Consider the following 14,504-nt stretch of genomic DNA (forward strand, 5'->3'; position numbering starts at 1 on the left):
AAAACAACAGGAAAAACTCCTGTTGCTTACTTTGTTTCACGGTGAGCTGTGCTGCGTTTTTCTCTTGGGCAGTACTTTTTAAGCTCAAGACGATCTGGATTGTTACGTTTATTTTTTTTAGAAATATAGTTACGGTCTCCACATTCAGTGCAAGCTAACGTAATATTCACGCGCATGTGTATTTCCCTCCAAACATATTGACTTTTTCACATAGGACTTTTCTATAATAGCACTATTCACTACTAAATGCTAGTCCGATTTCGGGGGAAATTTAAGAAAAAAAGCGTAAGCTCCTGTTCAGCTTGCGAAGCAAATAGGGTTTTGGCCTTGGAAGGTGCTCTTTGCCTTCTGAGGACAAAACCTCTTTTGCACAGCAAGCTAGGCGCTGGTGCTGGATTAGAAAAAAAGCGCAAGCGCCTGTTCAGCCTCAACTAGCATAAGGCGCGTAAGAATTGAAGGCGCTCTTTGCCTTCTCTTCTTGCGTGACTTATGACCTCGAGAGGCTAGGCGCTGGTGCTGGATTAAAAAAGCGCAAGCGCCAGAATGTGGAACAAAGACGCTGCGTCCTTCCGCAGCGTCTTTGTAAATCATCCTTCCGGAAAGTGCATCTTCTGAGGCGTGCTACAGCGTTCTCAGAAGGCCTTCATTCAATCCCCGAGCTTCTTCCTTTGTCGGCGTATGGATAACCCATGCCATGGCTTCTGCGCATTCTCCTGGGCCTATTTCGGCTTCAAGAGAGAATATGCTGCTCACTTCTCCCTTTGCCAAAGGAGAATACGACAGAATTCCATCCTTAAGGGATTTGAAACACCCATTCTTATATAAGTTTCCTTTTCCCTGGATGCAGTACTGAGAGATTCCCTGCCCTTTTAACGTGCCGCCAAGCAACGAGATGGAGCCTTGGGACATATGCAGAATGGCACGCTCTGGAGGGCTATAAAAGGCCACAGCCTGTCTCTCTAATATATTTTCATATTGGAATACAAATTTAGGATATTTGAAAGCCCTTCCATTATTCTTGATGGTGCATGTCACAAATGATACTTGGCTTTTGGTAAAGGATTGAATAAGTGTGCGAACCTCTCCAGCATGATTTGTAAAAGAATCCTGCTCCGAATGCCAATCAAACGTGCCATCCATCCATACCCCTGCCTTCAAGCCCTTACGCGGACCCTCTTGGACTGCATGCGGTTTATATGCCGACATTGTATTCATAAATATCCTCCCTTTTTAGATGCTTCTCTTTTTATAAATGGCACATGGACGGCTGCTCTTCGTTTATACGTATTTTTAAAAACCGGGTATTCCTTTTCTTCTATTTTAGCTATTCTTATCGTAGCATTGAATGGGCACATGGACAATAAACGCATTTTGTCGATATGTGCCAGCCTTATCAGACAGGGCTAAAAGAGTGAAAAATAATTTTGCTGACTTTATTTACAGTCTGAATTTTCAGATAATATATCTGGTCAAGTATTTATTTTAGACAAATCTCGTTTTTGTTTTTAAAAACTCCATATAAGATGCAGGAATTTCAACCATATTTTTTAAAAAATGTGTATAGTAGAAATATATGCAGAAATTTAGTTTTCGAGGTGAAATCATGGAATATACCATCATAGGACTTTTAGCACTTTCGATCATGTTTATCGTTTTATCCTTCTTTAAACGCGATCGCGTCTCGAAGCTTGAGGATGATCTTGAACAAATGACCCTGTCACATATGCAGGATATGTATGTATTGAAAAAGAAGATAAAAGTCCTGGAAGAGGAGCTTCTGCTCCAGGATCCGCCTGCAGCCATGCTGAAGCCCTCCGCTCCAGCAGCTTCTAAACGCAGTTTGCCCATAAATGAAATCCTGAGGAGCCAGGTTCTCTCACTCTTCCAGCAGGGACTTTCCCTAGAACAGATTGAAAGGCAGTCTGCCCTTTCCAGAGAAGACATCATGACTGTAATTGAGGAACAGGGATCGAGGGGTTACTTACATGAGTAGAATAGCACTCAGGGCATTTGCAGCAGGAATCATCTTTGCATGTGCTGTCCTCTCTGGAGCTTATTACCTTTTTGATCAAAAGGAAGCAAGAGGAACCGGCACACAAGAGACGGCGAAACTTCCTGAGAAAAATGGCAATGCAGAAATACGGAAGCCGGATAAAAAGCAAGCAAGTTCTGTAAAGCCCGTTACTCCAGGCAAAGGGAAAGAAACAAAAAAACAGGCTCATGACCCAATTCAGGACAAAACCAGCCCTTCTTCCTACTCGCTTGAAATCAAATCAGGCATGACGACAGAGGACATCTCCAACCTTTTAGCTGCAAATAAGATAATAAAAGACAAAAAGCAATTTGAAGACTATATGGAAAAAAATCATTTGAGCGGGCGCATCCAAATTGGCACCTATGTACTGACAAGCGTCATGCAGCTCTCACAGGTTGCCAAAACGATTACAAACTAACCGGGGCTATTATTTGCGCCCGGTTTGTATGACCATGTAATGATAAAAAATGATAAGACTGATAAAATAATCCCAAGGACGGTAACGGGCAACCACCGATAATGCAAATAGGAGACTGTTCATCTTCTCTTTTGGGAAGAACCTATTGCCTTTGAAACATTCCGTAAGAATGTCCCAATTAATATTGTCGAAGATATTCTTCGAGTTGAATAAATCTCTTTAACTGTGCATGTATGAATGGGAGGTTAATATGTGAGAAAAGTTATTTGTCTATCTTTTATTGGGATCATGGTATTATCGGGATGCACGAAGCCAGAAGAAGAATCATTAGGCTCAGGCTATAACTCAGAAGAAGCTACTAAAAGAGGCGATGTTGTTTTTACGCCATCGGGAATTAAGAACTTTAATCGATTTCAAGATTTCTTAGATAACATGAAAATTCATCAAAAAGATAAAGTCCGGATAACTGCTTACACAAAAGAAGGCGACCCAATCTTTAGTGACTTAGATTATGACGGGAAGAACATAAAATACAGTCATGACAGCTCGAATGACAAGTTTGGCGGTGACCCCAGTGTTTTTACAAACACCTGCTCAAAGGTAATTACAAAAGAAACAGTTGATAATGGTATCGATTACCACTTAAGTGATTGTGTAAAAGCCCCCGAAGATGCTATTGTGGAATTAGGTGAAGAACCTTATCTATTTACAAAGAATAAGTAGTGTGAAAAATAAATAATAGTAGGGAGAAATACACACATACGAAAATTAATCCTCAAGTTTGATGGAAGCTGTACGGATACTAAACACGATGGTGATTTAGGAATTGGTGTTCATGCTTTCTATGAAGACACTCCGGAAACAAACATCTTTGAAATCTCCGAAAGTGCTGGAATCGGCACCAATAATGAAGCTGAATACTTTGCCCTGTTAAAAGGAATGAACACCCTTATCAAACTTGGTTTGACTGAGAATGTTGAAATTATGGGTGACAGTCAAGTCGTGATAAAACAGATGACAAAAGAATATAAGTGTAAGGATTTCCATTTACAGCGACTTTATGTAGATGCTCATAAACTGGCAACAAAATTCACAAACCTTAAATTTATCCACGTAAAAAGAGAGTACAATGAGTTGGCGGATGAACTGAGTAAGCGAAATGTGAAGCGCACATTGGTTGATTATTATAACTACAAATTTTAACTCTTAAGTTTATCGACAGTGGCTCTAATGTTAAAATTAGCATGGACATTGACGAAATAGATTCAGAACACTTCAAGGTTGAATCTTAATTGATTCAACCTCTTTTTATGTCATAACGAAACACAAGAAAAATCTCCTCAAATTAAATTATAAAATTTTTGGTATATTCTATTAAATAAGAATGAGGAGAGAATAGTTTGGGACAATCTCTAAATATTGGAACTGTTGTCGGTAATTACTCAGAATTTGTGATTGAATGCAAAGAATTAAACCATCAGGAAATAACCAATAAATTTGCTTTTCTCTATAATATCAATCAGGTAAAGAGACAATTCCATACGACATCTTGAAAGATGAATGGATAAAAGATGAAATTGAAATGGTAACTGTCAAATGAATGAACAAAGAAATCCCGGACTGTAAGCATCCGGGATTTCTTTGTTATTCATTTAAGTCGAGATGGCGGCCGCGCACTAAATAATAAATATTTTCAGCAATATTCGTCGTATGATCTGCCGTTCTTTCAAGATAGCGGGCAACGAAAGAAAGCTGTGTGACCTGCTGCAGGTTTTCGTTTGATAGCTGGAGCAGGCTTTTAATACTTTCTCCGTACAAGCGGTCCACTTCATCATCCATTAATGCAATTTGCCGTGCCAAAACGATATCATCTTCTTCAAATGCCTTCATGGATAGCTCAATCATCTCAAGAGCTATGGAATGCATGTTTTTAAAGTGTGTAAGCGGCACAATGAAAGGCTTCTCGCCAATCCTGATGGCAGACTTTGCAATGTTCACTCCGAAGTCCGCAATTCTTTCAATATCAGAGGCAATCTTAATGGCAGCGACTATCCGGCGCAAGTCGATGGCAACCGGCTGCTGTTTCGCTATGAGCAGGATCGCAAAATCGTTAATTTCTTCTTCAAGCATATCTGCTCTCGTATCTTCTTCAATAATTTCAACTGCAAGTTCAAGATCTTGGTTCTCGAGAGCCGCAAACGATTTTGAAATGGCCAGTGAGGCATATTCTGAAAGCTGTATCAGTTTACTTTTAAGTTCTTTTAACTCCAGTTCGAATTTCTCGCGTACAACCATCTTTATTCACCCTTTCCTGAAGTATTATCCAAAACGGCCGGTAATGTAGTCTTCTGTACGCTGATCGGCTGGATTTGAAAAGATTGTATTTGTTTCTTTATATTCAATAACCTCTCCATTCAGGAAGAAAGCCGTTTTATCCGAAATCCTTGCAGCCTGCTGCATGTTATGGGTCACAATAATGATGCTGAACTGCTTCTTCAGTTCTTGCACCAATTCTTCCACTTTCAGTGTGGATATTGGATCAAGTGCAGAAGTCGGCTCATCCATCAAGATTACATCAGGCTCAATAGCAAGACAGCGTGCAATGCAAAGACGCTGCTGCTGACCCCCCGATAGCCCATAGGCGCTTTCATGGAGCCGGTCTTTGACTTCATCCCACAAAGCTGCTCCGCGCAAGCTCTTTTCAATAAGTTCATTCAGCTCTTTTTTATTTTTGATTCCGTGAAGCTTAGGTCCATATGCGACATTTTCATAAATGGATTTAGGAAATGGATTAGGCTTTTGGAAAACCATGCCTACATGTGTGCGCAATTCCTCCACTGCATACGATTTATCAAGGATATTTGTGCCCCTGTATTTAATTTCGCCAGATGTTTTCACACCCGGGACAAGTTCAATCATACGGTTAAGGGTTTTAATATACGTAGACTTCCCGCAGCCTGAAGGACCGATAATGGCTGTAACCTCGTTTTGGAAAATATCCAGATTGATATTTTTCAGGGCATGATTTTCCCCATACCACAAGTTAAGCTGTGATGATTGGTAAACCAATGGCTGACTTGGCTGGGAATTAATGTCTCGTGCTTCTTTTTCTATATTCGGCTGCTGCTTCATCACTGTAAGATTCACTAAGTATTCCTCCTTGTTTCGTATCAGGGAACAAGCATATATTAAAGCGCCCATCCATACACGGCACCTTGTCCTTAAATTCGGGCAATCGCTAAAGTTTGTGCTGACTAGTTGTTTTGTCCTGCATATTCAGATTAAACTCCTACTGTAAATGCTGTTTTAACCTTTTGTAAATTTTGCGTTAAGACCTGTTGGAGTATTGTAAAATTCTTTATCATTATTCTGTATTTCCTGAAGCTATCATACAAACCACATTTAATTTCCCTCATCTTGCTTCAGAAATGATAGCCTCCCCTGTCCATATCACAGCACTGCTCCCTGGCAGTATGTATTGTTATAATGAATATTAACAGGAGGAGTATTATTTAATGAATGATCAACAAAGAAATAGATTCGCTGAATTATTGCAAAAACAAAAACAGAAAAGTGAAAAGCAAAAACGTCATTGGTTGGAGGCTGAGCTATTAAATATATTTGACATAAGGCAGGATGTCTTTTGTTTAAGTAAAACAGAGGAAGAACTTATTATGGATGAATTTGTTTCAGCCTTTCCCGTCACAGAGTGGGGCAGAATGGATTGGAAACAAATTAAAAACAAGTGCTTTATTGAGAATGGGCAGACAAACTTAATCATGGATGTTGGTGGCAGCAGGGCTTGAGATTTCACACGATGTTTATGTATTGTTCGGATATGGAGATTACCCCTCCATTCGCACCAATATAAAAAGAATTCTGGTCAATATAGAAGAACTGAGCTGGATGGGCAGCGATTTTTTCATCTTTTGTCCAGCTTCAAGGTATGCGGTAGAATACTTTCATAATGGAGACATTACAATCAGCTGGTATTAGCGTATCGGCTTATAAAGTAAAAATACATCTAAAGCTGTGATACAATTCGCCTTACTTACAAAAAAGACCAAATCACAAGTGATTTGGTCTTTTGCCGTGCTATTAATTTCCTGTTTTTTGGCTTTTTCTGATGGCAGCCTGCTCTTTTTTAATAGCAGGGCTGTTTGCGATTCGTTCGTCAGTCGCTGTATCAGCTTTCTTGCCTTGGGCCTTTTCACGTTCTTTCTTCAATTTAAAGTACGTATCAAGAACCTTTTCTGCAATTTCCTTATTCATTGTATGTCCGGTATGCCCTTGGTAAGCCCAAGGAACAACAGTAGCAAATGCTACCTCTGGATGGTTGTATGGTGCGTATCCTACCAGTGTGATGTTCATGGTATCCACCGGTTTAGAATACTTGGCACGGTCAGGCCCGTCATAGAAAGACTGGGCGGTACCGGTTTTACCTGCAGGCTTATAGCTTTTGTGTGCAAAGAATGGGGCAGCTGTTCCCCCATTTTCCTGCATAACTCTTCTGAAGCCTTCATGCACCCTGTCAATCCAGCTGGATTTCATATCAATCCTGTTCATCACTGTTGGAACGATTTCTTTCACAACCGGTCCAAGCTGATCATTATTATTTACCGGGTCGTGAATCTCTTTAACGAGATGCGGCTTCATCCTGTTACCGCCATTTGCAATGGTGGAAACATATTGCGCCATTTGCATAGGCGTGTAGGTATCATACTGCCCGATAGCAAGATCAAGCAGTTTACCAGGTGTAGTTTCGGAGCCTTTAAAACCGACCATTTCATTTGGCAAATCGATGCCTGTGCGGACACCAAGGCCGAATTGCGCGAAAGAATCACGAATGGTTGAAAATGCTTTAGGATTAAGATCCAATGGTCCATTATACACATAATGTCCGCCGCCGATATTGATTGCTGTACGGAACATATAAACGTTCGATGAATGCTTTAAGGCATCCAGGTCATTCAGCCAGCCATAATTATGGGAAGATCCCTTCGGCTTTGTTCCTTTGAATTTGAGCTTCGTATCAAAGAAGGTAGTTCCCGGCTGGATAGCCCCTGTCTGGTATCCGGTCAGAACTGTTGCTCCCTTAACCGCAGATCCCATATTATAAGAGGTTGTAATATTTCCAAGTGCAAAATCCTCAACGGTATGTTTGCCGGTCTTTTTATCTTTTACATATCTTTTGCCCGCCATTGTCAGGATTTCCCCTGTATTCGGGTCCATGACTACCATGAAGGCACGGTCAAGAAGGGCTGTGTTTGGCATGCTTTTGTATTTCAGCAGCTCTTCTTCAATAATTTTTTCAGTGGCAAGCTGCAGGTCCATATCAATGGTCAGAACAAGGTCTTTACCCCGCTGCCCTTCCGTAATCACCTTAGAATCCACGATATTACCTGATTTATCTGTTACGTTTTTCACTTTTGCCTTTTGTCCATGCAGGACATCTTCATATTCTTTTTCAAGATAGCTTTTTCCTACCCTGTCATTCCGGCTGTAATCGCGTGCCAGGTAATAATCGAGCTGCTCGCTGGGCAGTCCCTCATCTGATGAAGATACTTTCCCAAGCACTGTCTGAAGTGTTTTGTTGTAAGGATAAGCCCTGTCCCAGTCAGTTGTAATATTGACACCAGGCAGTGAGCTAAGATTCTCGCTCACCTTGGCAAATTCAGCCTTTGTCACACCTTTATTTTTTACGGTTTGCGGTGTCAGCGCATAACCGCCGGTGAATTGCCTGAAAATTGCCAGCACCTTCAAATCATGAGGGCTGAATGAGTTCAGCTCCTGATCGGTAATTCTGTCTAATTGAAGTTTGTATAAATCTTTTTCTTCCAATTTCTTCTGCTCTACAAGCTTCCTGTCATGAGCTGTAATTTTCTTTTCTGCCAGCTTTGGATGCTTGAGAATCCAAAAATCTTTTTTATCACGCTCTGTAATTTTCTTTGGGCTCACAGTGATCAGCTTTGATAATTTTTCTGCGGTATCAAGCATCTCCTGCGGCTTAGTGGATTGATATCTTGTATAGGTAATTGCGTCAAGAGGCACGTTATCCACCATTACCTTTAAATTCCTGTCATACATCTTTCCGCGCGGGACCGGGTTATTGACCGTTACATCCTCTGTCCTTGCAATTTCACGGCGATAATCGTCTCCATATACAATTTGGACAAAGCCCAATCGCAAAATCAATATAGAAAACAACACAAACACGAAAAAGAAAAGAAAATTAAGCCGAAAAGGAACGTGCGTCTTTTTCTTTTTTCCTTTTTTCACTGAAGCTACACACCCTTTATCATTTCTCAAAAACACTCTAGTCCTCATTTTATAGAAGATTGCCCTTTTTTTCTACATTTGTGTTCTCTTTTTTTAAAAAATCTATGTTAATGAATGATGTCGTTTTTATATTAGAAAAAGGGAATTCCTTAATTCAAAAAAGTTCCCTTTTAATAAGCACTATTTATATAATCATTTAATATTGGCAAATCAGGTGAATTAATATTCTGAGGAAGTTTATTTAATTTAGGCTCTGTTAAACTTATCTGTTGATTTCCGCTCCAGCCGCTTGCTTTCCGGGGGCGTTCGCCGAGCCTCCTCGTCGCTATCGCTCCTGTGGGGTCTCGCCTGTAACGCAAATCCCCCAGGAGTCAAGCGGCTTCCGCTCCAATCAACCTGGCTTAACAATGGGATCGCCTCGCAGAACTTATTAAAAAACAATAATCTTTACTATAAAATTTCACTTAAGATAACAAAATATTGCTATTCCTACGATTAATGATATTGCAAATTGTATTTTGGGAATCTTTTTCTTTTTTTTGAAAGTAAGGACTAGGACACTAATAGTAAGCAACTTAATATTGAATTAATCATTAGTAAATTCAATATTCCCACCTCCTTTTTTTATTGAGGCTCCATGTTAAAGAATGCAGCATAAGTAATTCCTACATATATTCCTTTTCCTTCATTGTTAGAATAAGCTTGAGATGACATTAATGCTGCATACCCACCAATAACTCCTCCAGCAATACCAACTACAGTGAACCAGTATGCAGCTACCAGACCTCCTGTTCCATAACCAGCTGCAACAGATGCTAAGTCTGCTCCGAATTTATTTGCTTCGCAGTTATTCATATAATGGCTAATCCCCCCCACCAATGATAAGCTAATTTAGTATTCTTTTCTGCACATTTAGATAAGGTTAAGGACACGTTATCGGTTGTAGGAGATTCATCTAATGAGATAATTTATAAATTGCTTTCTGTCTTTAGTTTACCATATTTCAACAAATACTCTTCTTGCATTTTAACTAATTCTTCATTTTGGCCATCATTTATAGCTGAATTTGAGCCCAAATTAAATAAGCCATTTTCAATGGAAATATAAGGCTCTAATTCCATAATATCTTCAAAGGCAAATTCACTAGCTTCTAGTGACAGTTTGCCATTATCTTGGAGTACTTTTAGTACTTAAAAGCGTTCTAACACCTTTCTCCCTTTTTAATTTTGGTTCTTTTCTCAAATATGGTTGTTTTTTAATTTGTTCTGTGAGGCGATTCCATTGTAAATTCAGGTTGATTGGAGCGCAAGGTGTGAGACTCCTGCGAGATTAGCGGGAAGAGAGCATCCTGGAGCGGAAATCAACACCTGTTTCATCGCAACGAAGTTTACGAAAATAGCCTTATTTTTCACTTAAATCTGGGTTGATTTTGATATCAACAGATAATTAACATTTCTTTTTAATAAAGCGTAAATGCCTATTATTCGAAGCCAGAACCACAAAAAAGGAGATTCATTCCATCTCCTTTAAGCGGTTTTCTCATCCAGATTTATTTTCCTGACAAACAGGTAAATACAGGTGTGTCCTATTCCCACAATCATCAGGAAGATGGGGAGGCTTTGAGAGGGATTGAAAAATGACACGGAGAAGATGAAGCCGGCAATCGATATAATTCTGCCAGTATGTATAAACACTTCCCGGACTACAATATATTCAATCCTCATTTCTGCTGCATTCCATGACTGTCCAATTACATCATATGTCAGTGAAACGTAAGGCACCAATAATATCGGATAGGCAAGTGCAATGGTCGCTGCGTACAAAAGAAGCTTTCCATAGGTTACATCAAATGTGATCAGAAACACGCCCGCGTACAGCAGCAGGCCGCCAATCAATATGGCCTTTTTCCGCATAGGCTTCTTAATGAATCTGGATGCTATAAGGTAGGCAACGAAGGATACCGCTGCATTAAGCAGGCCGAAGTTTCCGATGGCCATTTCACTTCCTGTCTTGATAAAGACAAAAATGGAAATGACAAACATAAATGTCCCTTCCCTCAGTCCCTGAAAAATGTGGGCATTGGTAATGAGCCTCCAATTAACATTCTTTTTTCTTTCTTTCAATATGGCCGGGAAGAAATATTTTCCGTGTGCAGGCCGTCTCTTTATGGAAAAGCTTAGAAAAACGGCAACCGAAAATAAAAAAAGTGATAACCCGAAAACGATGGGATATCCTGATGATTTTTCAAGTCTTGAAATAATGAATCCTGCCAAAATGGGTCCGACCATTCCTCCAAAAGAAGATAGAAGGCCCATAAACCCATTAAAGAAATCCCTTGTCTCAGGCTCCGTGATTTCGAAGGTGAGCACATTAAAAGCCAGCCAGTAAAAACCGTAGCCGATCCCGAGAAGCCCTCCTAATACCATTAAGAAATCTGTCGCTCTCCCTCCGGCAAAGAGGACACTCAAGTAAAACATTGACAAAAAAATAACACCAAGCCTCAGAACGATAATGCGGTCGACCTTTTTGGCAAGCCTCCCTGCGAATATGAAGGTCAGAGGCTGAATAACAACCACAGATAGGTTATAAATACCGATATCCAGGAACTTACCCGATTGTTTCCATAGAAATATGTTCACAAATGTATTGGATAAACCGACACTGATGCTGTATAAACCGCCAATCAGCAAAAGAAACCGCAAATCCTTGTTGATTTCCATATCCCCAGTCCATTTTTTTAACATACTCATTGTTCTCTCTCCTTTATAATCTCTTCTAGTGTTTGAAAAAACAATGCCATTTATGTAATGGATGGAAAATGCCAGCGGTTTCCACAGAAAAACGGCCATTATAGCAAAAAAAAGCAGAAACCCCATTTCGAGGGTTTCTGCTTTTTAACAAGAAAATAATAAGATTATTTAGCTTGGCTGTAACGTTTTGATACTTCATCCCAGTTAACTACATTCCAGAAAGAGTTGATGTATTCTGGACGGCGGTTCTGGTAGTTAAGGTAGTAAGCGTGCTCCCAAACATCAAGGCCAAGAAGAGGCGTTTTGCCTTCCATGATTGGAGAGTCCTGGTTAGGAGTGCTTGTAACTTCAAGGCTGCCATTGTTAACAGCAAGCCATGCCCAGCCAGATCCAAATCGAGTTGTTGCAGCTTTAGCGAATTCTTCTTTAAAGCTGTCAAAGCTGCCGAATTTTGAAGTGATGGCATCAGCCAATTCGCCAGTAGGCTGTCCGCCGCCGTTTGGTGAAAGGATTTGCCAGAACAATGAATGGTTAGCATGTCCGCCGCCATTGTTGCGTACTGCTGTACGTGCAGATTCTGGAACTGCATCAAGGTTTGCAATTACTTCTTCAACGCTTTTTCCTGAAAGCTCTTCATTTCCTTCAAGAGCTGCGTTTAAGTTTGTAACATAAGTATTGTGATGCTTAGTGTGGTGGATATTCATTGTTTCCTTGTCGATATGAGGCTCCAATGCGTCGTATGCGTACGGTAATTGTGGAAGTTCAAATGCCATAATAAATTTCCTCCCTATGTAAATTAGTTTTTACAGGCCTAAGAGGCAATTGCCATTCTTTGGCTCGTTATTTTAAGATTATCAGAGTTCAACTCTCGTTTCAAACGTTATGCTTTGTAATTGCCAATTTTATATTCATTATTTTTAAAAAAAAGGAAAAATTTTGCAGCAGCTGCGAGAATCGCCATGCTAATGCAGCACAACAATCAGAAAATAGCCGATCATCCCAAGCTGGATGACTGCTTTAGTTATTACGCTGCTGATAAAGCCGACGACTGATCCCAGCCCAATTTTCATGGCAGTTTTAAAATCCTTTCGATGAAAAAGGATTTCTGCCAAGGCAGCACCGATAAAGGGGCCAACCAGAATTCCTGCAAAAGGAATGACAAATGGGCCAATAATCAGTCCAAGGGTGCTTCCCCAAATCCCAGCCTTTGAGCCGCCGTACTTCTTTACTCCAAACATATTGGCGGCATAATCTGCAGTAAACAGCAGGATCACGAATAAAATCTGAATTGTCCAAAACACCCAGTTAAATGGCTCGAATGAATAAAAAACCCCATATAATAATATTCCGCCAATAATGAACAAGACACTTGGGACAACGGGGAAAACCAGCCCGATAAATGCGATAATAAATAACAGGATAATGACGCTCCAATAAATGGCCTCCACAGATTTTCCTCCTTTCAAAATAAAATCGATCCTTCCTGCTATAAGAATTCCCTTTAACATAAAAAAAAAACACTGCCAAAAGTCCCTGTATGGCACCCAGGCTGCCGAATTCGGTTTTTAATGGCCCCCATCCCGGGAAATCCTGATAAAGGTTGTTTTCTTCGGCAGGGATAGATAAAATAAAATAGATATTTCCGCAGGAACCGATAATTACCATAAAAATCTAAAGGGTGCTGAACCGATGAATATTTTCAAACAACTAATTACAAGCCTATATTCTCCGAAGGATATTGCCACTTTCCGGAATCAGGGCTTCGGCAAAACCATTTTATATGTGTTTATGCTCATGCTCCTCACAATCATTCCAACATCCATCTATTTCGGCAGCTTCATTACACATGCTTTTCAATCCGTCGAGCAGGCTGTGGCAAATGAAATGCCTTCTTTTCAAATAAAGGACGGCGAGCTAAGCGTCAAAGGAAAGCAGCCGCTAGTTTTGGATAAAGATACATTCCAGATTTACCTGGATGATTCGGGCAAACTGTCTCCTGATGATGTAAGCAGCCAGTCTAACGGCGCAATTGCCCTGCTTCAACATGATTTCGTAATAGTTGCGGGCGGCGAGACGCAAACGACTCCCTACAGCGTTTTAAGCAGCACGCCTATTACTAAGGATGATCTTGCCAATGTACTGAAATCTGCCGACTCTATTCTGCCAATTGCCATAACCATCCTTGTGCTTTTGATGTATATCTTCGCACTTGTGACAGCATTTATTAAAATTTCCATCCTGGCCCTCATCGGGATTGCCATTAAAGGCTCTCTCGGCAGAAACCTTTCTTACCGCCAAACATGGAAATTAGCAGCCTACAGCATCACACTTCCGGCCATTTTCTTTACAATCATGGAAGCCTTCCAGACTGCAGTTCCATTTAGCACGCTGGTCAGCTGGTTTACAGCGCTGATTATCCTTTACCTATCCATTAAGGAAGTAAGGTCTTACGAGGAAATATAGGAAGTTCGCAGGAAGCAGGTTACACTGCTTCCTTTTTTCGCGATCAAAAGAAGCATGACAAATTCGGTACTCTCAAAAAAAGTGCCGAATTCTTGGCATATAATAAAATCCCCCGCCATATATATAGATTAAGCCAAGCCCAGGGGGATGTTTTTATGAAGAGATTAGTCGCTTTTATTGTAGTTATATTTATTGCATTCATTATTTATTTCGACCTGACAACCGGAACAATCCCCGCTGACGCAGGTGCCAGAGGGCCGGCAGAAGCTGCAGCAGGTGCCGTCTATACCGGCGGGACAGCAGAAAAAGTGGACACAAGTACCGCCCCCTTTGTGGAATCAGTCATCAAACCTGGAGATACCCTTCTTTCGCTTCTAGAGCAAAACGAAAATAAATCGTATTCCATTGAAACGGCAATTGCAGACTTTCAAAAACTGAATAATGGAATAAAACCAGAAAACATTCAAATCGGTAAAACCTATAAAATTCCCGTTTATAAATAAGGCTGCGCTTTCAGGGAAAAATATAGAGGAGAAAACCCCGCGATTTTAACAATATA

The 14,504-nt window shown here is 40.4% G+C and carries 18 protein-coding genes; 8 read left to right on the forward strand and 10 right to left on the reverse strand.

What is annotated here, in order from left to right:
* Positions 1-26: 26 nt before the first annotated feature.
* Positions 27-176, reverse strand: a complete 150-nt coding sequence (rpmG, locus tag ACN6MY_RS17885; RefSeq protein WP_071351274.1) for a 50S ribosomal protein L33 — start codon at positions 174-176, stop codon at positions 27-29.
* A 445-nt stretch (positions 177-621) separates the two neighbouring features.
* Complete coding sequence (locus ACN6MY_RS17890) at positions 622-1,215, reverse strand: hypothetical protein (protein ID WP_419881395.1); 594 nt, start codon at positions 1,213-1,215, stop codon at positions 622-624.
* A 388-nt stretch (positions 1,216-1,603) separates the two neighbouring features.
* On the opposite strand from ACN6MY_RS17890, the gene ACN6MY_RS17895 reads away from it, so the two are divergent.
* The 4 genes from ACN6MY_RS17895 (at position 1,604) to ACN6MY_RS17910 (ending at position 3,656) form a co-directional block, all read left to right on the forward strand.
* Positions 1,604-1,993, forward strand: coding sequence for a hypothetical protein (locus ACN6MY_RS17895; protein ID WP_419881396.1), 390 nt, complete (start codon positions 1,604-1,606; stop codon positions 1,991-1,993).
* Complete coding sequence (locus ACN6MY_RS17900) at positions 1,986-2,453, forward strand: hypothetical protein (protein WP_419881397.1); 468 nt, start codon at positions 1,986-1,988, stop codon at positions 2,451-2,453. The genes ACN6MY_RS17895 and ACN6MY_RS17900 overlap by 8 nt, the downstream gene beginning before the upstream one ends.
* A gap of 252 nt (positions 2,454-2,705) precedes the next feature.
* Positions 2,706-3,176, forward strand: a complete 471-nt coding sequence (locus ACN6MY_RS17905) for a DUF4362 domain-containing protein (RefSeq protein WP_419881398.1) — start codon at positions 2,706-2,708, stop codon at positions 3,174-3,176.
* 102 nt (positions 3,177-3,278) lie between these two features.
* Positions 3,279-3,656: a ribonuclease HI family protein gene (locus ACN6MY_RS17910; RefSeq protein ID WP_419884205.1), complete on the forward strand. Its 378-nt coding sequence runs from the start codon at positions 3,279-3,281 to the stop codon at positions 3,654-3,656.
* A 441-nt stretch (positions 3,657-4,097) separates the two neighbouring features.
* On the opposite strand, the gene phoU is transcribed toward ACN6MY_RS17910, so the two are convergent.
* Together phoU and pstB are read right to left on the reverse strand one after the other, a co-directional pair.
* Positions 4,098-4,748 (reverse strand): phosphate signaling complex protein PhoU, encoded by a 651-nt coding sequence (phoU, locus tag ACN6MY_RS17915; RefSeq protein WP_071351270.1) that lies wholly within the window; start codon positions 4,746-4,748, stop codon positions 4,098-4,100.
* Between the two features lie 24 nt (positions 4,749-4,772).
* Positions 4,773-5,600 (reverse strand): phosphate ABC transporter ATP-binding protein PstB, encoded by an 828-nt coding sequence (pstB, locus tag ACN6MY_RS17920; protein WP_419881399.1) that lies wholly within the window; start codon positions 5,598-5,600, stop codon positions 4,773-4,775.
* Positions 5,601-5,968: 368 nt separating this feature from the next.
* Between pstB and ACN6MY_RS17925 the strand changes: the two genes are divergently transcribed.
* Positions 5,969-6,259: a hypothetical protein gene (locus ACN6MY_RS17925; protein WP_419881400.1), complete on the forward strand. Its 291-nt coding sequence runs from the start codon at positions 5,969-5,971 to the stop codon at positions 6,257-6,259.
* Positions 6,243-6,449, forward strand: a complete 207-nt coding sequence (locus ACN6MY_RS17930; RefSeq protein ID WP_419881401.1) for a hypothetical protein — start codon at positions 6,243-6,245, stop codon at positions 6,447-6,449. Before ACN6MY_RS17925 ends, ACN6MY_RS17930 begins: the two co-directional genes overlap by 17 nt.
* Positions 6,450-6,551: 102 nt before the next feature.
* On the opposite strand, the gene ACN6MY_RS17935 is transcribed toward ACN6MY_RS17930, so the two are convergent.
* The 6 genes from ACN6MY_RS17935 to ACN6MY_RS17960 all read right to left on the reverse strand — a co-directional run bounded on the left by ACN6MY_RS17935 (position 6,552) and on the right by ACN6MY_RS17960 (position 12,930).
* Positions 6,552-8,732, reverse strand: a complete 2,181-nt coding sequence (locus tag ACN6MY_RS17935; protein WP_419881402.1) for a peptidoglycan D,D-transpeptidase FtsI family protein — start codon at positions 8,730-8,732, stop codon at positions 6,552-6,554.
* Between the two features lie 624 nt (positions 8,733-9,356).
* Entirely contained in the window at positions 9,357-9,587 is a 231-nt protein-coding gene (locus tag ACN6MY_RS17940) for a hypothetical protein (protein WP_419881403.1), read from the reverse strand.
* A gap of 113 nt (positions 9,588-9,700) precedes the next feature.
* Positions 9,701-9,853: a hypothetical protein gene (locus ACN6MY_RS17945; protein ID WP_419881404.1), complete on the reverse strand. Its 153-nt coding sequence runs from the start codon at positions 9,851-9,853 to the stop codon at positions 9,701-9,703.
* 405 nt (positions 9,854-10,258) lie between these two features.
* Positions 10,259-11,482: an MFS transporter gene (locus ACN6MY_RS17950; RefSeq protein WP_419881405.1), complete on the reverse strand. Its 1,224-nt coding sequence runs from the start codon at positions 11,480-11,482 to the stop codon at positions 10,259-10,261.
* Between the two features lie 164 nt (positions 11,483-11,646).
* The gene (locus ACN6MY_RS17955) at positions 11,647-12,255 is read right to left on the reverse strand and encodes a superoxide dismutase (RefSeq protein ID WP_090989129.1); all 609 of its coding nucleotides are present in this window, start codon (positions 12,253-12,255) and stop codon (positions 11,647-11,649) included.
* 189 nt (positions 12,256-12,444) lie between these two features.
* A complete protein-coding gene (locus tag ACN6MY_RS17960) occupies positions 12,445-12,930 on the reverse strand; it encodes a DUF456 domain-containing protein (protein ID WP_419881406.1) in 486 nt (161 codons plus the stop codon).
* A 241-nt stretch (positions 12,931-13,171) separates the two neighbouring features.
* Between ACN6MY_RS17960 and ACN6MY_RS17965 the strand changes: the two genes are divergently transcribed.
* Positions 13,172-13,945: a DUF1189 domain-containing protein gene (locus ACN6MY_RS17965; protein ID WP_419881407.1), complete on the forward strand. Its 774-nt coding sequence runs from the start codon at positions 13,172-13,174 to the stop codon at positions 13,943-13,945.
* Positions 13,946-14,100: 155 nt separating this feature from the next.
* Positions 14,101-14,448, forward strand: a complete 348-nt coding sequence (locus tag ACN6MY_RS17970) for a LysM peptidoglycan-binding domain-containing protein (protein WP_419881408.1) — start codon at positions 14,101-14,103, stop codon at positions 14,446-14,448.
* Positions 14,449-14,504: the final 56 nt, after the last annotated feature.

The sequence above is a fragment of the Peribacillus sp. B-H-3 genome, assembly GCF_048572925.1.
Lineage (GTDB): Bacteria > Bacillota > Bacilli > Bacillales > DSM-1321 > Peribacillus.

Excerpts from the sequence above, each read along its gene's own strand:
- ACN6MY_RS17925 (WP_419881400.1), top strand. The coding sequence starts at position 5,969 with ATGAATGATCAACAAAGAAATAGATTCGCTGAATTATTGCAAAAACAA.
- ACN6MY_RS17950 (WP_419881405.1), bottom strand. The coding sequence starts at position 11,482 with ATGAGTATGTTAAAAAAATGGACTGGGGATATGGAAATCAACAAGGAT.
- ACN6MY_RS17940 (WP_419881403.1), bottom strand. The coding sequence starts at position 9,587 with ATGAATAACTGCGAAGCAAATAAATTCGGAGCAGACTTAGCATCTGTT.
- ACN6MY_RS17900 (WP_419881397.1), top strand. The coding sequence starts at position 1,986 with ATGAGTAGAATAGCACTCAGGGCATTTGCAGCAGGAATCATCTTTGCA.
- ACN6MY_RS17895 (WP_419881396.1), top strand. The coding sequence starts at position 1,604 with ATGGAATATACCATCATAGGACTTTTAGCACTTTCGATCATGTTTATC.
- rpmG (WP_071351274.1), bottom strand. The coding sequence starts at position 176 with ATGCGCGTGAATATTACGTTAGCTTGCACTGAATGTGGAGACCGTAAC.
- ACN6MY_RS17965 (WP_419881407.1), top strand. The coding sequence starts at position 13,172 with ATGAATATTTTCAAACAACTAATTACAAGCCTATATTCTCCGAAGGAT.
- ACN6MY_RS17955 (WP_090989129.1), bottom strand. The coding sequence starts at position 12,255 with ATGGCATTTGAACTTCCACAATTACCGTACGCATACGACGCATTGGAG.
- ACN6MY_RS17890 (WP_419881395.1), bottom strand. The coding sequence starts at position 1,215 with ATGAATACAATGTCGGCATATAAACCGCATGCAGTCCAAGAGGGTCCG.
- phoU (WP_071351270.1), bottom strand. The coding sequence starts at position 4,748 with ATGGTTGTACGCGAGAAATTCGAACTGGAGTTAAAAGAACTTAAAAGT.
- ACN6MY_RS17945 (WP_419881404.1), bottom strand. The coding sequence starts at position 9,853 with ATGGAATTAGAGCCTTATATTTCCATTGAAAATGGCTTATTTAATTTG.
- ACN6MY_RS17970 (WP_419881408.1), top strand. The coding sequence starts at position 14,101 with ATGAAGAGATTAGTCGCTTTTATTGTAGTTATATTTATTGCATTCATT.